Annotated in this window: 28 protein-coding genes and 1 pseudogene; 2 read left to right on the top strand and 27 right to left on the bottom strand. The window is 62.7% G+C overall.

All coding sequences use genetic code 11. From position 1 onward, the window contains the following. Nucleotides 1-6: 6 nt before the first annotated feature. The 26 genes from secY to rpsL all read right to left on the bottom strand — a co-directional run bounded on the left by secY (nt 7) and on the right by rpsL (nt 16,432). Complete coding sequence (secY, locus tag D2V04_RS00960) at nt 7-1,371, bottom strand: preprotein translocase subunit SecY (protein WP_119511519.1); 1,365 nt, start codon at nt 1,369-1,371, stop codon at nt 7-9. Between the two features lie 105 nt (nt 1,372-1,476). Beyond that, complete coding sequence (gene rplO / locus D2V04_RS00955; RefSeq protein WP_119511518.1) at nt 1,477-2,001, bottom strand: 50S ribosomal protein L15; 525 nt, start codon at nt 1,999-2,001, stop codon at nt 1,477-1,479. A 122-nt stretch (nt 2,002-2,123) separates the two neighbouring features. Next, the gene (gene rpmD / locus D2V04_RS00950) at nt 2,124-2,309 is read right to left on the bottom strand and encodes a 50S ribosomal protein L30 (RefSeq protein WP_119511517.1); all 186 of its coding nucleotides are present in this window, start codon (nt 2,307-2,309) and stop codon (nt 2,124-2,126) included. Nucleotides 2,310-2,314: 5 nt separating this feature from the next. Beyond that, nucleotides 2,315-3,202 (bottom strand): 30S ribosomal protein S5, encoded by an 888-nt coding sequence (rpsE, locus tag D2V04_RS18060; protein WP_119511516.1) that lies wholly within the window; start codon nt 3,200-3,202, stop codon nt 2,315-2,317. Next, nucleotides 3,202-3,546: a 50S ribosomal protein L18 gene (gene rplR, locus D2V04_RS00940; protein WP_119511515.1), complete on the bottom strand. Its 345-nt coding sequence runs from the start codon at nt 3,544-3,546 to the stop codon at nt 3,202-3,204. Before rplR ends, rpsE begins: the two co-directional genes overlap by 1 nt. Before the next feature lies 1 nt (nt 3,547). Next, a complete protein-coding gene (rplF, locus tag D2V04_RS00935) occupies nt 3,548-4,081 on the bottom strand; it encodes a 50S ribosomal protein L6 (RefSeq protein WP_119511514.1) in 534 nt (177 codons plus the stop codon). Continuing rightward, complete coding sequence (gene rpsH, locus D2V04_RS00930; protein ID WP_119511513.1) at nt 4,081-4,476, bottom strand: 30S ribosomal protein S8; 396 nt, start codon at nt 4,474-4,476, stop codon at nt 4,081-4,083. The genes rplF and rpsH overlap by 1 nt, the downstream gene beginning before the upstream one ends. 10 nt (nt 4,477-4,486) lie before the next feature. Beyond that, nucleotides 4,487-4,792, bottom strand: a complete 306-nt coding sequence (rpsN, locus tag D2V04_RS00925; RefSeq protein WP_119511512.1) for a 30S ribosomal protein S14 — start codon at nt 4,790-4,792, stop codon at nt 4,487-4,489. Nucleotides 4,793-4,835: 43 nt separating this feature from the next. Continuing rightward, entirely contained in the window at nt 4,836-5,420 is a 585-nt protein-coding gene (gene rplE / locus D2V04_RS00920) for a 50S ribosomal protein L5 (RefSeq protein WP_119511511.1), read from the bottom strand. Continuing rightward, nucleotides 5,413-5,733 carry a 50S ribosomal protein L24 gene (rplX, locus tag D2V04_RS00915; RefSeq protein WP_119511510.1) on the bottom strand — a complete coding sequence of 107 codons (321 nt, stop codon included), beginning with the start codon at nt 5,731-5,733 and terminating at the stop codon, nt 5,413-5,415. The genes rplE and rplX overlap by 8 nt, the downstream gene beginning before the upstream one ends. Continuing rightward, nucleotides 5,733-6,101, bottom strand: a complete 369-nt coding sequence (rplN, locus tag D2V04_RS00910) for a 50S ribosomal protein L14 (protein WP_061924894.1) — start codon at nt 6,099-6,101, stop codon at nt 5,733-5,735. The genes rplX and rplN overlap by 1 nt, the downstream gene beginning before the upstream one ends. 88 nt (nt 6,102-6,189) lie before the next feature. Beyond that, the gene (rpsQ, locus tag D2V04_RS00905) at nt 6,190-6,480 is read right to left on the bottom strand and encodes a 30S ribosomal protein S17 (protein ID WP_119511509.1); all 291 of its coding nucleotides are present in this window, start codon (nt 6,478-6,480) and stop codon (nt 6,190-6,192) included. 11 nt (nt 6,481-6,491) lie between these two features. Beyond that, complete coding sequence (gene rpmC, locus D2V04_RS00900; RefSeq protein WP_119511508.1) at nt 6,492-6,701, bottom strand: 50S ribosomal protein L29; 210 nt, start codon at nt 6,699-6,701, stop codon at nt 6,492-6,494. A gap of 2 nt (nt 6,702-6,703) precedes the next feature. Next, the gene (gene rplP / locus D2V04_RS00895) at nt 6,704-7,135 is read right to left on the bottom strand and encodes a 50S ribosomal protein L16 (protein WP_119511507.1); all 432 of its coding nucleotides are present in this window, start codon (nt 7,133-7,135) and stop codon (nt 6,704-6,706) included. Nucleotides 7,136-7,150: 15 nt separating this feature from the next. Next, complete coding sequence (gene rpsC / locus D2V04_RS00890; RefSeq protein ID WP_119511506.1) at nt 7,151-7,846, bottom strand: 30S ribosomal protein S3; 696 nt, start codon at nt 7,844-7,846, stop codon at nt 7,151-7,153. A 1-nt stretch (nt 7,847) separates the two neighbouring features. Continuing rightward, nucleotides 7,848-8,225, bottom strand: coding sequence for a 50S ribosomal protein L22 (rplV, locus tag D2V04_RS00885; protein ID WP_119511505.1), 378 nt, complete (start codon nt 8,223-8,225; stop codon nt 7,848-7,850). Continuing rightward, nucleotides 8,225-8,500, bottom strand: a complete 276-nt coding sequence (gene rpsS / locus D2V04_RS00880) for a 30S ribosomal protein S19 (RefSeq protein WP_119511504.1) — start codon at nt 8,498-8,500, stop codon at nt 8,225-8,227. Before rpsS ends, rplV begins: the two co-directional genes overlap by 1 nt. Nucleotides 8,501-8,506: 6 nt before the next feature. Beyond that, a complete protein-coding gene (rplB, locus tag D2V04_RS00875; protein WP_119511503.1) occupies nt 8,507-9,343 on the bottom strand; it encodes a 50S ribosomal protein L2 in 837 nt (278 codons plus the stop codon). An 11-nt stretch (nt 9,344-9,354) separates the two neighbouring features. Then, complete coding sequence (locus D2V04_RS00870; protein ID WP_119511502.1) at nt 9,355-9,663, bottom strand: 50S ribosomal protein L23; 309 nt, start codon at nt 9,661-9,663, stop codon at nt 9,355-9,357. Then, complete coding sequence (rplD, locus tag D2V04_RS00865; protein ID WP_119511501.1) at nt 9,656-10,279, bottom strand: 50S ribosomal protein L4; 624 nt, start codon at nt 10,277-10,279, stop codon at nt 9,656-9,658. Before rplD ends, D2V04_RS00870 begins: the two co-directional genes overlap by 8 nt. 2 nt (nt 10,280-10,281) lie before the next feature. Further along, the gene (gene rplC, locus D2V04_RS00860; RefSeq protein ID WP_119511500.1) at nt 10,282-11,166 is read right to left on the bottom strand and encodes a 50S ribosomal protein L3; all 885 of its coding nucleotides are present in this window, start codon (nt 11,164-11,166) and stop codon (nt 10,282-10,284) included. Nucleotides 11,167-11,432: 266 nt separating this feature from the next. Then, nucleotides 11,433-11,744, bottom strand: a complete 312-nt coding sequence (rpsJ, locus tag D2V04_RS00855) for a 30S ribosomal protein S10 (RefSeq protein WP_006831877.1) — start codon at nt 11,742-11,744, stop codon at nt 11,433-11,435. A 162-nt stretch (nt 11,745-11,906) separates the two neighbouring features. Beyond that, nucleotides 11,907-13,082 carry an elongation factor Tu gene (gene tuf, locus D2V04_RS00850; RefSeq protein ID WP_119511499.1) on the bottom strand — a complete coding sequence of 392 codons (1,176 nt, stop codon included), beginning with the start codon at nt 13,080-13,082 and terminating at the stop codon, nt 11,907-11,909. A gap of 92 nt (nt 13,083-13,174) precedes the next feature. Continuing rightward, on the bottom strand, nt 13,175-15,268 hold the full coding sequence (fusA, locus tag D2V04_RS00845; protein WP_119511498.1) for an elongation factor G: 2,094 nt from the start codon (nt 15,266-15,268) through the stop codon (nt 13,175-13,177). Between the two features lie 158 nt (nt 15,269-15,426). Then, the gene (rpsG, locus tag D2V04_RS00840; protein WP_119511497.1) at nt 15,427-15,897 is read right to left on the bottom strand and encodes a 30S ribosomal protein S7; all 471 of its coding nucleotides are present in this window, start codon (nt 15,895-15,897) and stop codon (nt 15,427-15,429) included. Between the two features lie 163 nt (nt 15,898-16,060). After that, nucleotides 16,061-16,432 carry a 30S ribosomal protein S12 gene (gene rpsL / locus D2V04_RS00835; RefSeq protein ID WP_119511496.1) on the bottom strand — a complete coding sequence of 124 codons (372 nt, stop codon included), beginning with the start codon at nt 16,430-16,432 and terminating at the stop codon, nt 16,061-16,063. 274 nt (nt 16,433-16,706) lie between these two features. On the opposite strand from rpsL, the gene D2V04_RS00830 reads away from it, so the two are divergent. Then, nucleotides 16,707-17,876 (top strand): patatin-like phospholipase family protein, encoded by a 1,170-nt coding sequence (locus tag D2V04_RS00830; protein WP_119511495.1) that lies wholly within the window; start codon nt 16,707-16,709, stop codon nt 17,874-17,876. Nucleotides 17,877-18,205: 329 nt separating this feature from the next. Here the strand turns inward: D2V04_RS00830 and D2V04_RS00825 are convergent, their stop codons facing one another. Continuing rightward, nucleotides 18,206-21,181 carry an STAND family AAA ATPase gene (locus D2V04_RS00825; protein ID WP_147391742.1) on the bottom strand — a complete coding sequence of 992 codons (2,976 nt, stop codon included), beginning with the start codon at nt 21,179-21,181 and terminating at the stop codon, nt 18,206-18,208. Nucleotides 21,182-21,285: 104 nt separating this feature from the next. On the opposite strand from D2V04_RS00825, the pseudogene D2V04_RS00820 reads away from it, so the two are divergent. Further along, nucleotides 21,286-22,095 (top strand): annotated as a pseudogene (locus tag D2V04_RS00820) (IS3 family transposase); the annotation flags it as partial.

Raw genomic sequence — 22,095 nt, 5'->3', positions numbered from 1 at the left:
ATCCGATCAGCGCATGCGGCCCTTGAGTTTCGCCTTCTTGATCAGGTCGCCGTACTGGTGCGCCAGCAGGTGCGACTGGATCTGCGTGATCGTGTCGACGGTGACGTTGACCACGATCAGCAGGCTGGTCCCGCCCAGGAACAGCGGAATGCCCGTCTGCGCGATCATGTATTCGGGGATCACGCAGACCAGGGTCAGGTAGATCGCGCCGATCACGGTGATGCGCGTGAGAACGTAGTCGAGATATTCGGTGGTGCGCTTGCCCGGGCGGATGCCCGGGATGAAGCCGCCGTTCTTCTTCAGGTTCTCGGCCGTTTCCTCCGGGTTGAAGACCACGGCGGTGTAGAAGAACGTGAAGAAGATGATGCCCGCGGCATAGAGCGCCATGTAGATCGGCTGCCCGTGCGCGAGGTACTGGTTGAGCCAGACGATCACGCTGCCGAAGGTGCTTTCGGTGTCGACCTGGTTGCCGGCGAACTGGCTGATCGTCAGCGGCAGCAGCAGCAGCGAGCTGGCGAAGATCGGCGGGATCACGTTGGCGGTGTTGAGCTTGAGCGGCAGGTGGCTGCGGTCGGCCTGCATCACCCCGCGCTGCGTCGCTCGCTTGGGATACTGGATCAGCAACCGCCGCTGCGCGCGCTCCATGAAGCAGATGAACAGCACCAGGATCACGATCATCCCCAGGAAGCCGACGATGAGGACCGGCGAGATCGAGCCGCTGCGGCCGCCTTCGAACAGGTTGGTGGCGAAGCTCGGGAACTGGGCGACGATACCGGCCATGATGATCAGCGAGACGCCGTTGCCGATCCCGCGGCTGGTGATCTGCTCACCCAGCCAGAGGAGGAACATCGTGCCGCCGACGAGGCTGATGACCGCGCCGACGCGGAACATTACGCCGGGCTGGACGACCGCCTGCAGGCCGCTCTGCGCGCCGTAGGCCTCGAGGCCCGAGGCGAGGAACCAGCCCTGGATCGCGCACAGGAACACCGTGCCGTAGCGCGTGTACTGGTTGAGCTTCTGCCGCCCGCTCTGGCCTTCCTTCTTGAGCGCGGCCAGCGAGGGATGCAGCGCCGCGGCAAGCTGGATGACGATCGAGGCGGTGATGTAGGGCATGACGCCGAGCGCGATGAGACTCATGCGCTCCAGGCTGCCGCCCGAGAAAGTGTTGAAGAGGTCGAGGATGCCGCCGCGCGCGGTATCGTAGAGATCCTGAAGCACCAGCGGATTGACGCCCGGGAGCGGCACGAAGCTCAGGAACCGGAACACGATCAGCGCACCGATCGTGAACCAGATACGATTCTTGAGCTCGGTCGCTTTCGAGAAGTTGGCGAGACTGAGATTGCTCGCGATATTGTCGGCGCGTGATGCCATGAGAAATGCTTGTGCCCTAACTCGGCGCCGGACCCTCCCGGCTCGGAAAGGCTAGATAGGGTGCGGGGGGCGCGATGTCGAACCCCCCGTCCCTATTTTTGCCGCTTACTCGGCCTTGGCCGCCTTGTTGGCGTCGCGCCGAGCGGTCTTCTTCTCGTGCTCGGACGGCTTCGCCTCGGGCAGTTCGACCGAACCACCGGCCTTTTCGACCGCTTCGATCGCGCCCTTGCTGGCACCGGCGACCTTGAACTTGACCTTGGTCTTCAGTTCGCCCTTGCCCAGCAGACGGATGCCGTCCTTGCCGCCGCGCGCAAGGCCCGCGGCCCGCAGCGCTTCGTCGTCGACGATCTTGCCGGCGTCGAGCTTCTTGGCGTCGATGAACTTCTGGACCATGCCGATGTTCACCTCGGCAAAGTCCTTGCCGAACGGGTTGTTGAAGCCGCGCTTCGGCAGGCGCATGTGGAGCGGCATCTGGCCGCCCTCGAAGCCCTTCACGGCGACGCCCGAACGGCTCTTCTGGCCCTTCTGACCGCGGCCGCCGGTCTTGCCCTTGCCCGAACCGATGCCGCGTCCGATGCGGATGCGGCCCTTGCGGGCGCCGGGGTTGTCACGGATGTCTGTCAGTTTCATGGTCTTGCACTCGCTTTCGCTTTGTTCGCGCTAAAAAAGAAGTCCCCACCAAAGCGGGGATCTCAGGCCACCAGCACTTGGCTCGCAGCATAAGGCCCCCGCTCTCGCGGGGGCCTATACGTTCAATCGACGATCGTCACCAGATGCGGGATCTTGGCGATCGCGCCGCGCACCTCGGGAGTGTCCTGGCGCTCGACGATCTTGTGCATCTTGTCGAGGCCCAGACCGACGAGGATCTTGCGCTGGCTTTCCGGACGGCGGATCGGTGAACCGATCTGCTTGATCTTGATGGTTTTCTTGTCAGCCATCTCGATTACTCCGCGATAGCCGCAGCGTCGGCCTCAGCCTCCGCCGCGCTGGCGCCACCGCGACCGAGAAGGTCGGCGACCTTCTTGCCGCGACGCTGGGCGACCGACTTCGGCGAAGTCTGATCGGTCAGCGCGTCGAACGTGGCGCGGATCATGTTGTAGGGATTCGAGGTGCCGACCGATTTGGTCACCACGTCGGCAACGCCCAGGCTCTCGAACACGGCGCGCATCGGACCGCCGGCGATGATGCCGGTACCCGGAGGCGCGGTGCGCACGGTGACCTTGCCGGCACCGAAACGGCCGTTGCCGTCGTGGTGCAGCGTGCGGCCTTCCTTGAGCGGAACGCGGATCATCTTCTTGCGAGCCGAAGCGGTCGCCTTCGAGATCGCCTCAGGCACCTCGCGCGCCTTGCCGTGGCCGAAGCCGACCCGGCCCGAACCGTCGCCCACGACGACCAGCGCCGCGAAGCCGAAGCGCTTGCCGCCCTTCACCGTCTTCGAAACGCGGTTGATGTGGACGAGCTTCTCGATGATGCCGTCGTCTTCTTCTTCGCGCCGGTTGCCGCGACGGTCGTCACGACCGCGGCCACGGCCGCGCCCGCCGCCATCGCGTCCACCGCGATCGCCACCACCACGGCCACCACGGCCGCGCGGCTGCGAAGGATCGCCGGCCTGGGCCGACTGGTTCTCGGCCGCCTCGGTCGGCGCGGTGGTCGAAGTCGGCGTCGAGCCGGCGTTGTCGACCTTCGGCTCTTCGGCGGTTGCAGGAGCGGCTTCGGTCTCGGCTGCGGCTTCGGCCTTCGCCTCGGTCGCTTCCGCCTGGGTCTCTTCGACCTTGGCGTCCTCGACCTTCGGAGTCTCGGTGTTCTCGGTGTTGTTTTCTTCAGCCATCATCAGAACTCCAGCCCGCCTTCGCGGGCGGCGTCGGCCAGCGCCTTGACGCGGCCATGGAACAGGAAGCCACCGCGATCGAAGACGACGGTGGTCACGCCCGCCTTCTTGGCGGCCGCGGCGATATCCTTGCCGACCTGCTTGGCAGCATCGACATTGGCGCCCGAGGCCTTCCCGCCCAGCGTCGAGGCGGCGGCAAGCGTCTTGCCCCCGGCATCGTCGATGATCTGGGCGTAGATGTGCTTGCCGGTGCGGTGCACCGACAGGCGGGGGCGATCGCCGGCGCGGCTGCGCAGAGCCGTGCGGACACGGCGACGGCGGCGTGCGAACAGGGAAAGCTTGGCCATCTTACTTCTTCTTCCCTTCCTTGCGGAAGATGTACTCGCCGCGGTACTTGATGCCCTTGCCCTTGTAGGGTTCGGGCTTGCGCCAGCGGCGGATCTCGGCGGCGAACTGGCCCACGGCCTGCTTGTCGATCCCGCTGATCTCGACCGTGGTCTGATCGGGGGTCTTCACTTCCAGGCCTTCGGGCACGTCGAGGTCGACGTCGTGGCTGTAGCCGAGCTGAAGCTTGAGCTTCTTGCCCTGCGCCTGCGCACGGTAGCCGACACCCGAGATCTCGAGGACCTTGGTGTAGCCTTCGGTCACGCCTGCGACCAGGTTGGACACGAGCGTACGCTGCATGCCCCAGAAGTCACGGCTGCGACGGGTGTCGTTCGCCGGCTGAACGCTGATCTCGTCGCCTTCGAGCTTGTACTCGACCTCGTCGACCAGCCCCAGCGAAAGGGTACCCTTGGGCCCCTTCACGGTGAGCGTGCCGTTGTCGATCGTGGCGGTGACCCCGCTCGGGATCGCCACCGGCCTTTTGCCGATGCGGCTCATCAGAACACCTCCGCCAGCACTTCGCCGCCGACGTTGTGCGTACGGGCTTCCGCATCGGAAAGCACGCCGCGCGGCGTCGAGACGATGGTGATGCCGAGGCCGTTGCGGACGGTCGGAAGTTCCTTGGAACCCGAATAGATCCGGCGGCCGGGCTTGGAGACGCGGGCGACGTGCTTGATCGCAGGTTCGCCCTCGAAATACTTCAGTTCGATCCGCAGCGCCTTGTGCTTGCCGCTGTCGTCCTCGCTGTAGCCACGAATGTAGCCTTCGCGCTGAAGAACTTCGAGCACGTTCGCGCGCAGCTTGGACGCCGGCGAAAGGACGCTGTCCTTCTTCGCCTGCTGGCCGTTGCGGATGCGGGTGAGCATATCACCCAGGGGATCGGTCATAGCCATCTGTCAGTCCTCACCAGCTCGACTTGGTCAGGCCCGGAATCAGGCCCTTGTTGCCGAGATCGCGCAGTTCGATGCGGTTGAGGCCGAACTTGCGGTAATAGCCGCGGGGGCGGCCGGTGGTGGTGCAGCGGTTGCGCACACGTGTCGGATTTCCGTTGCGCGGAATCTCCGCCATCTTCAGGCGCGCGATCAGACGTTCGCCCTCGTCGAGGGATTCGTCGTCCGCGATCGCCTTCAGGCGGGCGTACTTCGCAGCGTACTTCTTCACGAGCTTCTTGCGACGCTCGTTCTTGTTGATGGAACTCAGTTTCGCCATTGGACTTAAGCTCTCTTTGCTTTCCTAGCGTTCAGGGGGCCGCTCACGCGGCCTCCTTCTCTTCGGCGTCCTGCTCTGCAGGGAACGGGAAGCCGAACAGACGCAGCAGTTCGCGGGCTTCCTCGTCGGTCTTCGCCGTCGTGGTCACGATGATGTCCATTCCCCGGACCTTCTCGATCCTGTCGTACGAGATTTCCGGGAAGATGATCTGTTCCTTCAGGCCCATCGCGTAGTTGCCGTGCCCGTCGAAGCTCTTCGGGTTCAGTCCGCGGAAGTCGCGGATGCGCGGCATGGCTACGGTCACCAGGCGGTCGAGGAACTCGTACATGCGTTCGCGGCGCAAGGTGACCTTGCAACCGATCGGCATGCCTTCACGCAGCTTGAACTGCGCGATCGACTTCTTGGCCTTGGTGATGACCGGCTTCTGGCCGGCGATCAGGGCCATTTCCTCGGCCGCGGTCTGGACCTTCTTCTTGTCCTGGCTCGCCTCGCCCACGCCCATGTTGAGCGTGATCTTCTCGAGCCGCGGGACTTCGAGCCGGTTCTTGTAACCGAACTTCTCGGTCATCGCCTTGACGATCTGCTCGTCGTAGCGGGTCTTCAGACGCGGGATGTACTTGTCAGCCATCGATGGTCTCCCCGGACTTGACGGCAACGCGGACCTTCTTTCCGTCGCGCTCCTCGAAGCGGACGCGGGTCGGCTTGCCGTCCTTGGGATCGGCCACGGCAACCTTGGAGATCGGCATCGGCGCTTCGAAACGGTCGATGCCACCCTGCGGGTTGGCCTGGCTCGGCTTGCGGTGACGGGCAGCGACGTTCACGCCCTCGACGACGATCTTGCCATCCTTCGGCATGACCTTCTGGACAGTGCCGGTGCGGCCCTTGTCCTTGCCCGAGAGCACGACGACGCTGTCGCCCTTCTTGATCTTGGCGGCGGCCATTACAGCACCTCCGGAGCGAGCGAGATGATCTTCATGAACCCGCGCCCGCGCAGCTCGCGCACGACCGGGCCGAAGATACGCGTGCCGATCGGTTCCTCGTTCTTGTTGACGAGGACCGCGGCGTTCGAATCGAAGCGGATCACGCTGCCGTCGGGACGGCGCACGTCCTTCTTGGTGCGAACGATCACCGCGCGGTGAACGTCGCCCTTCTTCACGCGGGCACGCGGCTGCGCTTCCTTCACGGAAACGACGATCACGTCGCCGACGCTCGCGGTGCGGCGCTTCGACCCGCCCAGCACCTTGATGCACTGGACGCGCTTCGCGCCGCTGTTGTCCGCGACGTCTAGGTTAGATTGCATCTGAATCATCGATGCGGTTCCTTCTTACCTGGCTTGCCGGAACCCGTCCGGCAGTTCCAAAAACGTCTGTCCTCGCCGTAGCGGGGATCGATTGAACTCAGTTGCCGGAGGCTTCGACGTCGAGGTCGGCCTCGACCGCCTGAACCCCGCCCGCCTTGATCGTGTCGATCACGCGCCACGTCTTCGTCTTGGAGATCGGCTTGGTCTCCTCGATGCGGACGGTGTCGCCCAGCTTGTACTCGTTGCTCTCGTCGTGCGCGTGGTACTTCTTCGAACGGCGGATGATCTTCCCGTAGAGCGGGTGCTTCACCTTTCGCTCGACCAGCACGGTGACGGTCTTGTCGGTCTTGTCGGAGGTGACAGTCCCGATCAGGATACGTTTCGGCATTGTCTAGCTCCTCAAGCCTTGGCTGCCGCCGCGGCGGCGCGCTCGTTCTGCAGAGTCTTGATCTGCGCGATCGAGCGGCGAACCTGGCGGATCCGCGCCGGGGCTTCCAACTGGTTGGTCGCCGCCTGGAAGCGGAGGTTGAACTGCTCGCGCTTGAGCTCGGTGAGCTGCGCGTCGAGCTGGTCGTCGGTCTTCGTGCGGAGGTCTTCAATCTTCGTCATGATCAACCCTCCAGGTGCGAGGTGTCGCCGAGACGGGCGACGACCTTGGTCTTGATCGGCAGCTTCATCGCCGCGCGCTCGAACGCTTCGGCGGCGAGCGGGCCGGCGACGCCGTCGAGCTCGAACAGGATCCGGCCCGGCTTCACGCGAGCGGCCCAGTATTCGACCGAACCCTTGCCCTTACCCTGACGGACTTCGGCAGGCTTCTTCGACACCGGCACGTCGGGGAACACGCGGATCCACAGGCGCCCCTGGCGCTTGATGTGGCGCGTGATCGCACGGCGCGCGGCCTCGATCTGGCGGGCGGTGATCCGCTCCGGCTCCAGGGCCTTGAGGCCGTACGAGCCGAAGTTCAGCACGGTACCGCCCTTGGCGTCACCCTTGATCCGGCCCTTGAAGGCCTTGCGGAACTTGGTTTTCTTCGGTTGCAGCATTGCTCTTACCTAATCTCAGCGAGCCGGACGGACGCCGGAGGTCTGCGATTCCATCATCAGGCGGTCCTGCGCCGTCGGATCGTGGCCGAGGATCTCGCCCTTGAAGACCCATACCTTGATGCCGATGATGCCATAGGCGGTCAGCGCCTCGGCTTCGGCATAGTCGATGTTCGCGCGCAGCGTATGCAGCGGCACGCGGCCTTCGCGGTACTGTTCGACACGCGCGATTTCCGCACCGCCGAGACGGCCGCCGCAGACGATCTTGATGCCTTCGGCACCCAGACGCATGGCGGACTGCATCGCGCGCTTCATCGCCCGGCGGAACGCCACGCGGCGGATCAGCTGATCGGCGATACCCTGCGCGACGAGCTTGGCATCGACTTCCGGCTTGCGGATCTCGACGATGTTCAGCTTCACTTCGCTTTCCGTCATGGACGAAAGCTTGGCGCGCAGCTTCTCGATGTCGGCGCCCTTCTTGCCGATGATGACGCCCGGGCGCGCGGCATAGATCGAAACGCGGCACAGCTTGGCCGGACGCTCGATCACCACCTTCGAGATCGCCGCCTGCGGCAGGCTCTCGATGATGTGCTTGCGGATCTCGATGTCTTCCTTGAGCAGCCGCGCATAGTCGCGCCCTTCGGCGTACCAGCGGCTGTCCCAGGTGCGGTTGATCTGCAGGCGCAGACCGATCGGATTGCTCTTCTGGCCCATCTTACGCCTCTTCCTGCTCGCGAACCACGATGCGCAGCCGGCTGAACGGCTTGAGGATGCGGGTGCTCTTGCCCCGTCCGCGCGTGTGGAAGCGCTTCATGGTGATCGACTTGCCGACGGAAGCTTCCGCAACCACCAGCGCGTCGACGTCCAGGTCGTGGTTGTTCTCCGCATTGGCGATCGCCGAGGCGAGCACCTTCTGCGCATCGCGTGCCATCGCCTTCTTCGAGAAAGCGAGGATGCTCATCGCGTCCTCGGCCTTCTTGCCGCGGATCAGCTCGGCGACGAGATTCAGCTTCTGCGCCGAACCACGGATCGTGGTGCCGACGGCCAGAGCCTCGTTCTCCGCAACGCGGCGGGGAGCTTTCTGCTTGCCCATTAGCGCTTACCCTTCTTGTCGGCAGCGTGACCCGGGAAGTTGCGCGTGGGCGCGAACTCACCGAGCTTGTGACCGACCATGTCTTCCGAAACGGAGACCGGGATGAACTTCTGGCCATTGTAGACGTTGAACGTCAGACCGACGAACTGCGGCAGGATCGTGCTGCGACGCGACCAGGTCTTGATCGGCGCACGGCCACCGGCTTCCTGAGCGTCCTCAGCCTTCTTGAGAAGGCTGAGCTCGACGAACGGACCTTTCCAGACGGAACGAGCCATGTCCGATTACCTCTTCTTCTTGGCGTGGCGCGAACGGATGATCATCTTGTCCGTCGCCTTGTTCTTGCGGGTCCGGGCGCCCTTGGTCGGCTTGCCCCACGGGGTGACCGGGTGACGGCCGCCCGAGGTGCGGCCTTCACCACCGCCATGCGGGTGGTCGACCGGGTTCTTGGCGACACCGCGGGTGAGCGGCTTGATGCCCATCCAGCGGCGACGACCGGCCTTGCCCAGATTCTGGTTCTGGTTGTCGGGGTTCGACACCGCGCCAACCGTACCCATGCAGTCCGCCCGGACGTAGCGCTGCTCGCCCGAGTTGAGGCGCACCATGACCATGCCGCGGTCGCGACCGACGAGCTGGACGTAGGCGCCGGCCGAGCGAGCGATCTGGCCACCCTTGCCCGGCTTCATCTCGACGTTGTGGCAGATCGTGCCGACCGGCATCTGGCCGAGCAGCATCGCGTTGCCAGGCTTGGTGTCGGTCCGCTCGCCGGCGATGATCTTGTCGCCCACGGCCAGGCGCTGCGGCGCGAGGATATAGGCCAGCTCGTCATCGGCGTACTTGATCAGCGCGATGAAGGCGGTGCGGTTGGGATCGTACTCGATCCGCTCCACGGTGCCTTCGACGCCCCACTTGCGACGCTTGAAGTCGATGTAGCGGTACTTCTGCTTGTGACCGCCGCCCATGCCGCGCGAGGTGACATGGCCTTTGTTGTTGCGGCCGCCCGTCTTGCGCTTGCCTTCCGTCAACGACTTGACCGGCTTGCCCTTGTACAGGCCGGACTTGTCGACGAGGATGAGGCCGCGGCGCGCGGGGCTCGTCGGTTTGTAATTCTTGAGTGCCATCTGTCCTGCCCTCAGATTCCGCCGGTGACGTCGATCGAGTCACCTTCCGCAAGCGTAACCACTGCCTTCTTCAGGTCGCTGCGCTTGTAGGGCTTGCCCTTCCAGCGCTTCGTCTTGCCCTTCACGACAATGGTGTTCACGCCCTTCACCTTCACGTCGAACAGCGCTTCGACCGCTTCCTTGATCTGCGGTTTGGTCGCATCGTTCGCCACCTTGAAGACGACGCCATTCTGCTCCGAGAGCAGGGTCGACTTCTCGGTGATGTGGGGGCTGAGGATCACGTCGTAGTGACGCGCATCGATTTCCTGCTTCTTAGCCATTGAAGCGCGCCTCCAGCTTTTCGACCGCGTCCTTGGTGAGGACCAGCGTGTCGTGCTTCAGGATGTCGTAGACGTTGGCGCCGATCGCGGGGAGCACGTTGACCCCCTTGAGATTGCCGGCGGCCTTCTTGAAGCCTTCGTTCACGGCCTCGCCGTCGATCACCAGCACCTTGCCGTTCCAACCGTTCTTGCCGAACGCTTCGGCGACGGCCTTGGTCTTGGCATCCTTGAGATCGAGGCTGTCGATGACCACGAGGCCGTCCTTCGCCTTGCTCGAAAGCGCCATCTTGAGGCCGAGCGCACGGATCTTCTTGTTCAGCGAGACGTCGAAGTCGCGCAGCCGGGCGCCATGCGCCTTGCCGCCGCCGATGAAGATCGGAGCCGCGCGATCGCCGTGACGAGCGGTACCGCCGCCCTTCTGGCGACCGAACTTCTTGCCGGTGCGCGCGACGTCGGACCGCTCGCGAGTCGGGCGGGCGGTGCCGCGCCGGTTCTCGAGCTGCCAGGTCACGACGCGGTGCAGGATGTCGGCGCGCGGCTCGACGCCGAACACGGCGTCATTGAGCTCGATGTCGCCCGACGCCTTGCCGTCGAGTTTCTGGACCTTGACCTTCACGATCAGGACTCCTTGCTCTCGCCGTCGGCAGCGCCGTCGGCCTTGTTCTCTTCGCCGGTCGCGGGGGTGACGTCGTCACCGGCCCCGGCCTGCTGCTCTGCAGCCCGCTTCGCCTGCTGCTCGGCATCGACCTGATCGTGCACTTCGTGCTCGGCCGCGCTCTCGACGAGACCCGGATCGGCTTCCTCGTGCTGCGAAGCGGCGCTCTTCTTCTCGAGGATCGCGCCGGGGAACGGCACGCCTTCGGGAACCGGCAGCTTCACCGCGTCGCGGACGAGCAGCCATGCGTTCTTCGCGCCCGGGACCGAACCCTTGACGAACAGCAGCCCGCGGTCGGCGTCGGTGCGCACGATCTCGAGGTTCTGCTGCGTGCGCTGGCGGTCGCCCATGTGGCCGGCCATCTTCTTGTTCTTGAAGACGCGGCCCGGATCCTGGCGGTTACCGGTCGAACCGTGCGAACGGTGGCTGAGCGAAACGCCGTGCGTCGCGCGCAGACCGCCGAAGCCCCAGCGCTTCATCGCACCGGCAAAGCCCTTGCCCTGCGTGTGGCCTGTGATGTCGACCTTCTGCCCGGCAACGAAGTGCTCGGCACTGATCGTCGAACCGACCGGCATCAGGCCTTCCTCGTTCTCGACGCGGAATTCGGCCACTTTCATCTTCAGCGGAACTTCCGCCTTCGCGAAAGCTTCGCGCTGCGGTTTGTTCACGTTCTTCTGCTTGGCCTCGCCCGAACCGACCTGAAGCGCGAAATAGCCATCGCGATCGGCGGTGCGGTGCGAAACGACCTGGCAGTCTTCCAGAGCGAGAACGGTCACGGGCACGTGCCGGCCATCCTCCTGGAACAGGCGGGTCATCCCGACTTTCTTTGCGATAACGCCGGTGCGCATCGTAAGACTCCTAAAACAGAGGCACCCCCGGCCCATCCGAAGGTGCGTGACAGCCCTGATTGTGATGCGTCGCCCCGTCCGGGCTGAGTGCCTTCCGAAGAAGGCAAGACGGGGGACGCAGGCCCGGCATTGTACCGGCGGTATCCCGATGTCTTGCCGGCCTTGCGACCGGCGGGGCTATCGAGGGCCCCGAAACTTCCCCGATCGTTTAGGGTCCGACCAGGAAGACCATCGCCCCGCTTTCACGGGGCCTTCGGCAAATCGGCTTACGCCAACTTGATTTCCACGTTCACGCCCGCGGCGAGGTCGAGCTTCATCAGCGCGTCAACCGTCTGGGCGTTGGGCTGCACGATGTCGAGCAGCCGCTTGTAGGTACGCACCTCGAACTGCTCGCGCGACTTCTTGTCGATGTGCGGGCCGCGGTTCACGGTGAACTTTTCGATACGCGTCGGCATGGGAATGGGGCCACGAATAAGAGCACCCGTACGACGCGCGGTATCTGCGATTTCACCAGTCGCCTGGTCGAGAACGCGGTGGTCGAACGCCTTGAGGCGAATGCGGATGTTCTGAGCTTCCATTACCTATACCGATGCGAAAGAGCCAAGGAGCACCAGCCAATACCGGCGTTTGCTCCCAAAAAAGAAAGGCCAGCCCCGCCTCCCGGAAACCCGGTCAGGGGCGGCCCCCTTCGAAAAATTCGACCGGCGGGGGACGAATCCCCCGCCGGTCGCGCGCCTATATTACTTCGTGATCTTGCTGACAACCCCCGAACCGACGGTGCGGCCGCCTTCACGGATGGCGAAGCGAAGACCTTCGTCCATCGCGATCGGCGCGATCAGCTTGACGCCGATCGTCACGTTGTCGCCCGGCATGACCATCTCGGTGCCCTCGGGGAGGATCACTTCGCCGGTCACGTCGGTCGTGCGGAAGTAGAACTGCGGGCGGTAGTTGGCGAAGAACGGCGTGTGACGGCCACCTTCGTCCTTCGACAGCACGTAGACTTCCGCGCTGAACTCGGTGTGCGGCGTGACCGAACCGGGCTTGGCCAGAACCTGGCCGCGCTCCACGTCGTCACGCGCGGTGCCGCGCAGCAGCGCACCGATGTTGTCGCCGGCTTCGCCGCTGTCGAGCAGCTTGCGGAACATTTCGACGCCGGTGACGGTGGTCTTCTGCGTGTCGCGGATACCGATGATCTCGACTTCGTCGCCCACGTTGACCTTGCCGGTCTCGACGCGGCCGGTGACCACGGTGCCGCGGCCCGAGATCGAGAACACGTCCTCGATCGGCATCAGGAACGGCTTGTCGACCGGACGGTCGGGCTGCGGGATGTGGTTGTCGACGGCTTCCATCAGTTCCTTGATGGAGTTCTCGCCGATTTCCGGGTCGCGGCCTTCGAGCGCGGCCAGAGCCGAACCCTTGACGATCGGAATGTTGTCGCCGTCGAAGTCGTACGAGCTCAGGAGCTCACGCACTTCCAGCTCGACGAGCTCGAGGATTTCCTCGTCGTCGACCTGGTCGACCTTGTTCATGTACACGACCAGCGCCGGCACGCCGACCTGACGGGCGAGCAGGATGTGCTCGCGGGTCTGCGGCATCGGGCCGTCGGCAGCGTTCACGACCAGGATCGCGCCGTCCATCTGGGCGGCACCGGTGATCATGTTCTTCACGTAGTCGGCGTGGCCCGGGCAGTCGACGTGCGCGTAGTGGCGCGCATCGGTCTCGTACTCGACGTGCGCGGTCGAGATGGTGATGCCGCGCTCACGCTCTTCCGGAGCCTTGTCGATGTTCGCGAAATCGACCGCGGAACCCTGAACCTTGGTGATCGCCGCCGTCAGCGTGGTCTTGCCGTGGTCGACGTGACCGATGGTGCCGATGTTGCAGTGCGGCTTGTTCCGCTCGAATTTTTCCTTAGCCATGTGCGTGTAACCTCTGTCTGTCAGATTGAATTTCACCAAGTCACGGGCGGCACCGGGTGAATCAGGCGCCGCCCCTAGACGCTTGCCATGCCTTAGGCAAGCTTCTCCTTGACCTCCTGCGCGACGTTCGCCGGGACCTCGTCGTAGTGCGAGAACTGCATCGAGTACTGCGCACGTCCCTGCGTGAAGGAGCGCAGCTCGTTCACGTAGCCGAACATGTTGGCGAGCGGCACGAAGGCGTCGACCACCTGGGCATTGCCGCGGCTGTCGGTGCCCTGGATCTGGCCGCGACGGCTGTTGAGGTCGCCGATCACGTCGCCCATGTACTCTTCCGGCGTCACGACCTCGACCTTCATGATCGGTTCGAGCAGCTTGATGCCGGCCTTCTGCGCCGCTTCACGCATCGCGCCGCGGCCGGTGATCTCGAACGCCACCGTGCTCGAGTCGACGTCGTGGTACTTGCCGTCGATCAGCTCGATGGTGAAGTCGATGATCGGGAAGCCGACCAGGTAGCCGCTCTCGGCCTGCTCGCGCATGCCCTTCTCGACCGACGGGATATACTCGCGCGGAATGTTGCCGCCCTTGATCTGGTCGTCGAAGATGATGCCCTGGCCGCGTTCGCCGGGGATCACGCGGACCTTGGCTTCACCGAACTGGCCCGAACCACCCGACTGCTTCTTGTGGGTGTAGGTCACTTCGACTTCGCGGGCGAGCGACTCGCGGTACGCCACCTGCGGCGCGCCGACGTTGGCCTCGACCTTGAACTCGCGCTTCATGCGATCGACCAGGATGTCGAGGTGAAGCTCGCCCATGCCCTTGATGATCGTCTGGCCCGATTCGTGATCGGTCGAGACGCGGAACGAGGGATCCTCGGCGGCCAGGCGGTTGAGGGCGACGCCCATCTTCTCCTGGTCGGCCTTGGTCTTGGGCTCCACCGACAGCTCGATCACGGGGTCGGGGAACTCCATGCGCTCGAGGATGATCGGCTTGGCCGCATCGCACAGCGTGTCGCCGGTGGTGGTTTCCTTGAGACCCGCGATCGCGACGATGTCGCCCGCGAACGCTTCCTCGATGTCCTCGCGGTTGTTGGAATGCATCAGCAGCATGCGGCCGATCTTTTCCTTCTTCTCCTTCACCGAGTTCAGGACCTGGCCCTTGGCCAGCTTGCCCGAATAGATGCGGGTGAAGGTGAGCGAGCCGACGAACGGGTCGTTCATGATCTTGAACGCCAGCGCGCTGAACGGCGCGTCGTCGGACGAGGGACGGGTGTCCTCTTCCTCGCTGTCGGGCTTGACGCCCTTGATCGCCGGCACGTCCACCGGGCTCGGCAGATAGTCGACGACCGCGTCGAGCAGGGGCTGCACGCCCTTGTTCTTGAACGAGGAGCCGCACATCACGGGAACGAACGCGTGGTTCAGCGTGCCCTTGCGGATCAGCTTCTTCAGCGTCGCCGCGTCAGGCACATTGCCTTCGAGGTAGGCTTCCATGATCTCGTCGTCCTGCTCGACGGCGAGTTCGATCAGCTTTTCGCGGTATTCGGCGGCCTTGTCGGCCATGTCCGCGGGGATCTCGACATAGTCGAACTTCGCGCCCAGGCTCTCGTCGTGCCAGATGATCGCACGGTCGTTGACCAGGTCGACCAGGCCCTTGAAGTCGCCTTCGGCGCCGATCGGCAGATAGAGCACGGCCGGGACCGCGCCGAGACGATCGATGATCGTCTGGACGCAGTAGTAGAAGTCCGCGCCCGTGCGGTCGAGCTTGTTGACGTAGCACATGCGGGGCACGCCGTACTTCTCGGCCTGGCGCCACACGGTCTCGGACTGCGGCTCCACGCCGGCAACGCCGTCGAAGGCGGCAACCGCGCCGTCGAGCACGCGCAGCGAACGCTCGACTTCGATGGTGAAGTCCACGTGGCCCGGGGTGTCGATGATGTTCAGCCGGTGCTCTTCACCCTCGCCGTCCTCGGCCTTCCAGAAGGTCGTGGTCGCGGCCGAGGTGATGGTGATGCCGCGCTCCTGCTCCTGCTCCATCCAGTCCATCGTCGCGGCGCCGTCGTGGACTTCGCCGATCTTGTAGGACTTGCCGGTGTAGTAGAGGATGCGCTCGGTCGTGGTGGTCTTGCCGGCATCGATGTGCGCCATGATGCCGAAGTTGCGATAGCGCTCGATAGGATGGCTGCGGGCCATGGGAAATTCCTCGGGTTCGTTAGGAGCGGCGGAGAAGCGCGCCCCATATAGTTAACTCTGTGACCGATTGAAGACGTCTCGCGAGACGCGGGCCGGCCTGCGGCAGACGCCGGCCCGGCCCGCTTCTCTGCGACGAGCGATCCTCGCCGGTCCCCGCCTTACCAGCGGTAGTGCGAGAACGCGCGGTTGGCGTCGGCCATGCGGTGCGTGTCTTCCCGCTTCTTGACCGCGTTGCCCCGGTTGTTCGCCGCATCGAGCAGCTCGCCCGACAGGCGCGCCGCCATGGTCGTTTCCGCACGCCCGCGGGCGGCGCTGATCAGCCAGCGGATCGCCAGCGCCTGGGCACGCTCGGGGCGAACCTCGACCGGCACCTGATAGGTCGCACCGCCGACGCGGCGGCTGCGGACCTCGACCTGCGGCGCGACGTTGTTCAGCGCGTCGTGGAACAGCGCGATCGGATCGGCCTTGGCTTTCGTCTCGACGGTGTCGAGCGCACCATAGACGATACGCTCGGCGACGGATTTCTTTCCGTCGAGCATGAGGTTGTTCATGAACTTGGACAGTACCTGATCTCCGAACTTCGGATCAGGCAGGATCTCCCGCTTCTCGGGACGACGACGACGTGACATCGGATGTATTCCTTATCTTGGCCCCTGCCCCTCCCTCCTTCGTCACTCCCGCGAAAGGGGAGCCCAGGGAGGCAAAGCGCGGCGCCTGAAAACCAAACCGCCCTTCGAACCCGCCCTGGGTCCCCGCTTGCGCGGGGATGACGGGTGAAGAGCTGCGCGCCCCTTACTTCGGCCGCTTGGCGCCGTACTTGGAACGGCTCTGCTTGCGGTCCTTCACACCCTGCGTGTCGAGCACGCCGCGCAGCACGTGGTAGCGCACGCCGGGAAGGTCGCGCACACGGCCGCCGCGGATCAGCACCACGGAGTGCTCCTGCAGGTTGTGCCCCTCGCCGGGGATGTAGGAGATGACTTCGCGCTGGTTGGTCAGGCGGACCTTGGCCACCTTGCGCAGAGCGGAGTTCGGCTTCTTCGGCGTCGTGGTATAGACGCGGGTGCAGACACCGCGCTTCTGCGGGTTCTGCTCCATCGCAGGGACCTTCGACTTGGCCTTCTGCAGAACGCGGCCCTTGCGGACCAGCTGGTTGATCGTCGGCATAGATTCTTTCTCTTCACCGTATGGAGGTGGCACTGGGGCCAGAGTGGAGAGAAGGTTCGTGCGCTCTACCGCCATCCCCGCGAAGGCGGGGACCCAGCGAACAAGGACGCCCGCGAAGCGGACAACCAGCGCACGAGCCGAAAAACACTCCACCCGGGTCACGGACACCGGGTTACTTTGACGGCTGCCCCGAAGCGCTCCGCAAGGACCGCTTCAATAGAAAAGAGCCTCCAGCGCCCTCCAGATTTCTCTAGTGCGCCAAGGCCCCCGGGACATGACCGGCAATGTTCAGCTCTATCTGACCGACGCGGAGCGCACCCCGTTTCGGATGAGCGCGCCCTTAGGGGGATTCGGGCTGGTGGTCAAGAACCGGCGCACCGCCGCCTTTCCCGGCAGCGGGTTCGCTGCCGCCGCGAGCTGGCCGGCACAGACTTGGCGCCCGATATCTTGTAAACTGTGGCCCTTCCGAAGGAGAGACGAGATGGCAGGCGGTCTCGCAATCGTATTGAGCGGCGGCGGCGCCAAGGGCGCCTTTCAGGTCGGCGTCGTCCACGAGCTGGTCGTCAACCGCGGCGTTCACATCGATATCGTCGCCGGTGTCTCGACCGGCGCGATCCAGGCACTGGGTGTGGCGCAGGACGATGTACCTAGGCTGCTTGAGGCGTGGCTCCGCATCAAGGGCAATGGTTCGATCTACAAGGAGCGGCCGCTCGGCGTCGTTGGCGGATTCCTCGGCGAGGATGCGATCTACGATGCCGCGCCTCTGAAACGCCTGCTCAAGGGTTTTGCCGACGAGAAGAAGCTGAAAGCGAGCGGGCGCAAGCTGCTACTCGGCGTCGTCAATCTCGGTACTGGAACCTATCGCAGCATCGATGAAAGCGTGCCCGGCATTCACAACTGGGTCTATGCCAGCTGCGCGATGCCGCTCTTCTTCGATCCGTTGAAGACCCGCACCCGCGACAGAACCGAGGAACAGTGGGTCGATGGCGGTGTGCGCGACGTGACGCCGCTCAGTGCTGCACTCCAGTTGAACCCGCGCGGCGTGATAGCGGTACGCGCCTCACCCGCACCACAGCCGGGCTCCGCGCGGACTTTCGACAACCTGATCGACATCGGGCTGCGTGCGGTCGATATCCTTCAGTCCGAGGTCTCTGCCAACGATCTCGCGGGCGCGGCACTGATCAACGACCTGATCGCGGCACGCGAGGCGCAGCTCCGCGCGCTCCAGGCCGAAGGCATCGGTGGCGCACAGGCTGCGCGCATCCTCCGCCCCCTCGATGTCCAGATATCGCGCTACCGCTTCGCGCCGATCCGGATCATCGAACCCGAGGAGGCCTATTCGGAAACGCTTGAATTCGATCCTGCGAAGATCCGCACGGCGATCGATGCCGGCCGCCGCGCCGTCGAGCGCGAATGGGAAGCGCTCGAACCGCTACTGAGTTGAAGTGCAGCTCCGGCCGCGCATGGCGGGATTGCGTCGACCACCCGGGCGGTCCGCCTTCGGCGAAGCGGCTGCTTCGTCGGACGAACCGGAACGTCTTCTTTCAGAGGCGCCGATTGGAATAGCGGACGTATCAGGCGGCGAACCGGCCGGTCAGCTACGCGCCCCATTTTGGACATTCGCCTTTCTGCCGATTTTCCGAAAGCGGACATCGGATCAATCAATAGAAGTAGTGTCGGAAGTTCCCGAGAGTGCGCTTCTAGGGTCAAATTTTATGGAACGGCCGTTCGTTCAGAAGGCAGCGGTGCGAGCAGTCGAGCCCCCGCTTGGCCTCACTTCCGTTGTTCTAGTTGCCGCAGATCCCGCGCCTTCTGCATTTGCTGGATGACCTCTGATTTCTTTTCATTCGTCCAACCAAGTTTCTTCTCGATACGGTCAACAAGGTGATGGACGCGCTTCTCTTGCTCAGTGTCCAACGCTTTCGTGTAGGTGAGTGAGAGAAGGCGCTGCACGAAGCTATCGATAACGAACCCCGATTGGTCCTTCTTCTCAATCTCCTCGATCCAAAGATCCATCCAAGATTCATCGTCGATATCTTCGAGAAGGAAGAGGGTAAGAAGGTGCTCTCCAGTCGTAAATTCGCCTTCTTCAATAAGCGCATGGAGTGTATCCGCCATGGTCGGCGACGCCATGTGATGAATAAGTGCAGCGCCAATGTTTGAGAAGATGAACTTCGCAAGGAGATATTTTATCGATTCCGTCTCCTTGTCAGGGATTTTCTCGCCTTCATCATTTTCAATGACTGCCAGCATCGCACCCAACTCATCCATGATGAGGAGGAAGATCTTGGTCCAGCTATCCAGAACCCTTTTCGTTGCGGGGCCCTTGGAATCGTAATCGGTAAAATCTGAGTTCCGTATGATCCGAGCGAGAAGATCGATCGCGGCCATGTGGGTGGATGGCCTTATTGGCATACTATCTGAAAGTTGATCTTTCGAGATGCTTTCAGCCTCACGTTCTTCAGCAGCGGTTCTCACGTTACCCTTTGCCCGCTCCAAGCTTTCTCGGACTGTTCGCTCGCCACGCGCCAGGGCACGCCGATCGGCCTCGTCCAACATCTTGTCCACTTTTTCATTGGTAAGGCGCGTTCTCCGGATTTGCCCGAGATCAGCTTTGGTGAGTTGAATATCCAACTCGCTGCCAGAGATTCTATCGAATTCGCCGATGTTGCACTTGCGAAATCTGTCAGGGACCCGGCTATCCAGCACCTTTTCGATTGCAGAAATCAGGTCTGCATTCTCGGGCCGCAAACCCGCGAGAAGCTCCAACTCTCTTCTGAAATTGAGGAAGTTCAAACCTTCCAACGTGACATTCAATTCGGCGCGATTGCTTTGCAGGTGCTTTGCGTAAAAATATTCCTCGAATGCCTCATATTTGAAGGCAACCTTGCCGTTCCGACGATGCAATATGCCGCGCTCAATGAGCTTTTCTAGAACATCCGATCCGATGAAGGGCAACGCCTTCCTTTTGAAAAACGCGATCAAAAATTCATTGGCTTCGTTTTCGTCGACTACAGATCCCTTACTGCGGATAAAATATGCGAAGTTCTGAAGGGTGATCTCCTTTCCAACCGGATTAAGGACTTTTCGAACCGACTGCTTGAAATCGGCCTTCCCCAGAAGGTGATCCATCATGTTTTGAAGCAAAAGCGCTTCGTTAATCTTCACCAGTTCCTTCTTCTGCTGGATGGCCCAGATGAGAAGCGAGACCATGTAGGGGGTTCGCGGAAGACCGTCTCGGACCAGTTGATTTATGACGGTTTCATAGGTTGCATCGCCGTCTCGATCCCCATTCGACCATTGTCGGGACAGCGCGCGGATTCTTCCTCGGGTCAGAGCGCCGATGTGAATCTTCGTGAAGTTCGGCAGGTGTTCGTTAAAATGTCTATCCGGCGAAACCCCATCCATGTTGGGACTGGCAAATACGAGGCAGCGACAGTCTGGATACTCTTCGGCAAAATCAGCAATCTTCTTGAAGCTCTCCTCACCACATGAGCAATTATCGAAGAGGAATGTGAAAATACCCTCAGCCGCATATGCCTTCGCTTCTGGGTTGGAAAGCGACCTTTCATATAGCTCACCCAACTGCCCACGGATGGAATATGGATTGAAGCGAAAGTTCCGCGTGTCGATCACTACGGGGATCTGGGGGATCAGCCCCGGCCCATAGGCCAGCATGTATGCCGAATAGTAGGCGAGCGTCGTTTTTCCCGAATGTCTGCTGCCAATCACCACCGCATTGTCTGTCCGAGACAGGAAACTCTCGATCGACAAGTCTTGTGCGTCAGAGCCGCTTCCATCAATACTGTTTGCGCGCCCTTCGATCAGAGGCGGTGCCACAAAATCATCGATCCGCAGATTGGGCTTTGTCTCGTCATCACCGACCAATGTCATCTGCGACTCAAGACACTCGCGAACCCGCCCGCGAGAGCCCTGCAAGAAGCTTTCGACCTTATCGATGCGTGACCGGTCGTGGAGAACGGGGTTCTGAAATTCAACTAGACCGTTCTCAGCGACTCTGACTGCACGATCGAATTCGCGACGGTTATCGAAATATTCTCGAACATGAAATGTGTAGCGACGGTCAGGGATATCGATCTCAACAATCTGATACCCGTTGAACCATTCCCGCCCGGCGAAGACACTCCCTGTCGGGCTGGCGATGCAGCATCCACTTCCATCCATCGTTAATCGGGGCTTCGACTGATGAACATGTCCGCTGCAGGAAAGATCGAAAGATCTGCGCAGCAGCAAATCTACCGCATCAGCGTCGGTGGGGTGTAGCCAGTCCAATGGGTGATGGTGCACTGCGATTTTAAAGTCGCAACCCTCCAAGTCGGCGAGAGCCATATCGACGGCCCGCTCACCTAGAACAAGCTTTCGATGGTCAGAGTCTTCGCTCTCCCCTGTTGCCATCCAAGCGCTATTAAGACACGCCACGCCGACAGTCCGATCACCGTGCGCGAAGGTCCCTGTCCGGAAATATGGCGACGTGCCAGAGTGAGTCGGATGGCGCTCATCGTGTTCGGCATAGAAGTTTTTCATCCTGCCCAGACTCTGGGCAGTTTCAGAACCGTCTTCATGCTCTGTATCAATAACGCGATTGATAGCTTGATTTGATGTTAGCTTTTCCGCGAGGCCTCGATGGATGGATGGAATCTTTCGCACCAGTTCGCGTGAAATGTCGTGGTTGCCGGGGGCGACGAAAACTCGCTCCATCGGGACATCAAGCTGCTGGGAAATCGGCACCAAGAAATTCTCATAGGCACCTTTGAACCACGCCGGGTCGTGACGTGCTCCCCTGAAATGTGACCGGTATTTGGTAGAGTCCGACGCAAAGGAGTCGGACGACAATGAAGCGAAGCAGGTTCAGCGAACAGCAGATCATCGCGGTATTGAAGGAGCAGGAGGCTGGGATGCCGACTGCGGAGGTTTGTCGCCGTCACGGCATCAGCTCGGCCACGTTCTACAAATGGAAGTCGAAGTTCGGGGGGCTGGAAGTCTCCGATGCCCGGCGGCTGCGGACGCTTGAGCAGGAGAACAGCCGGCTGAAGAAGCTGCTCGCCGAGGCGATGCTCGACAACGTGGTGCTGAAGGATCTGGCATCAAAAAAATGGTAACGCCCGGCGCGAAGCGGGAAGCCGTCGCCCATGCCCGTGAGCAGCACGGGCTGAGCGAGCGTCGGGCGTGCAGTCTGGTCGGTGTGAGCCGCAGGGTGATCCGTTACGAGCCGACAAGGCCGGATGACGGGGCGCTGCGGCAACGGTTGCGCGAGCTGGCGGCGGAGCGTCGCCGGTTCGGCTATCGCCGCCTGGGCTACCTGCTGGCGCGGGAAGGCATGAAGCCCAACCACAAGAAGCTGCTGCGCATCTATCGCGAAGAAGGGTTGCGGGTGCGCCGTCGTGGCGGTCGCAAACGGGCACTGGGCACGCGCAGGCCAATGGTGCTGCCCGATGGACCGAACCAGCGGTGGTCGCTCGACTTCGTCTCCGATAGCCTCGTCTGCGGTCGCCGGTTCCGCATCCTATGCGTGGTCGACGACTTCTCGCGGGAGTGCCTGGCGCTGGTGGTCGACACGTCGCTGCCAGGCGCAAGGGTGGCCCGTGAACTGACCAGCCTGATCGGGATGCGCGGCAAGCCGCACACGGTTGTCAGCGACAACG

It is taken from the genome of Pelagerythrobacter aerophilus (assembly GCF_003581645.1).
GTDB lineage: Bacteria > Pseudomonadota > Alphaproteobacteria > Sphingomonadales > Sphingomonadaceae > Pelagerythrobacter > Pelagerythrobacter aerophilus.
This window is presented reverse-complemented; position numbering and strand designations above follow the sequence as displayed.

Coding starts and splice junctions, on each gene's coding strand:
- secY (WP_119511519.1), bottom strand. CDS start 1,371: ATGGCATCACGCGCCGACAATATCGCGAGCAATCTCAGTCTCGCCAAC.
- rplO (WP_119511518.1), bottom strand. CDS start 2,001: ATGAAACTGACAGACATCCGTGACAACCCCGGCGCCCGCAAGGGCCGC.
- rpmD (WP_119511517.1), bottom strand. CDS start 2,309: ATGGCTGACAAGAAAACCATCAAGATCAAGCAGATCGGTTCACCGATC.
- rpsE (WP_119511516.1), bottom strand. CDS start 3,202: ATGATGGCTGAAGAAAACAACACCGAGAACACCGAGACTCCGAAGGTC.
- rplR (WP_119511515.1), bottom strand. CDS start 3,546: ATGGCCAAGCTTTCCCTGTTCGCACGCCGCCGTCGCCGTGTCCGCACG.
- rplF (WP_119511514.1), bottom strand. CDS start 4,081: ATGAGCCGCATCGGCAAAAGGCCGGTGGCGATCCCGAGCGGGGTCACC.
- rpsH (WP_119511513.1), bottom strand. CDS start 4,476: ATGGCTATGACCGATCCCCTGGGTGATATGCTCACCCGCATCCGCAAC.
- rpsN (WP_119511512.1), bottom strand. CDS start 4,792: ATGGCGAAACTGAGTTCCATCAACAAGAACGAGCGTCGCAAGAAGCTC.
- rplE (WP_119511511.1), bottom strand. CDS start 5,420: ATGGCTGACAAGTACATCCCGCGTCTGAAGACCCGCTACGACGAGCAG.
- rplX (WP_119511510.1), bottom strand. CDS start 5,733: ATGGCCGCCGCCAAGATCAAGAAGGGCGACAGCGTCGTCGTGCTCTCG.
- rplN (WP_061924894.1), bottom strand. CDS start 6,101: ATGATTCAGATGCAATCTAACCTAGACGTCGCGGACAACAGCGGCGCG.
- rpsQ (WP_119511509.1), bottom strand. CDS start 6,480: ATGCCGAAACGTATCCTGATCGGGACTGTCACCTCCGACAAGACCGAC.
- rpmC (WP_119511508.1), bottom strand. CDS start 6,701: ATGACGAAGATTGAAGACCTCCGCACGAAGACCGACGACCAGCTCGAC.
- rplP (WP_119511507.1), bottom strand. CDS start 7,135: ATGCTGCAACCGAAGAAAACCAAGTTCCGCAAGGCCTTCAAGGGCCGG.
- rpsC (WP_119511506.1), bottom strand. CDS start 7,846: ATGGGCCAGAAGAGCAATCCGATCGGTCTGCGCCTGCAGATCAACCGC.
- rplV (WP_119511505.1), bottom strand. CDS start 8,225: ATGGGCAAGCAGAAAGCTCCCCGCCGCGTTGCGGAGAACGAGGCTCTG.
- rpsS (WP_119511504.1), bottom strand. CDS start 8,500: ATGGCTCGTTCCGTCTGGAAAGGTCCGTTCGTCGAGCTCAGCCTTCTC.
- rplB (WP_119511503.1), bottom strand. CDS start 9,343: ATGGCACTCAAGAATTACAAACCGACGAGCCCCGCGCGCCGCGGCCTC.
- D2V04_RS00870 (WP_119511502.1), bottom strand. CDS start 9,663: ATGGCTAAGAAGCAGGAAATCGATGCGCGTCACTACGACGTGATCCTC.
- rplC (WP_119511500.1), bottom strand. CDS start 11,166: ATGCGCACCGGCGTTATCGCAAAGAAAGTCGGGATGACCCGCCTGTTC.
- rpsJ (WP_006831877.1), bottom strand. CDS start 11,744: ATGGAAGCTCAGAACATCCGCATTCGCCTCAAGGCGTTCGACCACCGC.
- tuf (WP_119511499.1), bottom strand. CDS start 13,082: ATGGCTAAGGAAAAATTCGAGCGGAACAAGCCGCACTGCAACATCGGC.
- fusA (WP_119511498.1), bottom strand. CDS start 15,268: ATGGCCCGCAGCCATCCTATCGAGCGCTATCGCAACTTCGGCATCATG.
- rpsG (WP_119511497.1), bottom strand. CDS start 15,897: ATGTCACGTCGTCGTCGTCCCGAGAAGCGGGAGATCCTGCCTGATCCG.
- rpsL (WP_119511496.1), bottom strand. CDS start 16,432: ATGCCGACGATCAACCAGCTGGTCCGCAAGGGCCGCGTTCTGCAGAAG.
- D2V04_RS00830 (WP_119511495.1), top strand. CDS start 16,707: ATGACCGGCAATGTTCAGCTCTATCTGACCGACGCGGAGCGCACCCCG.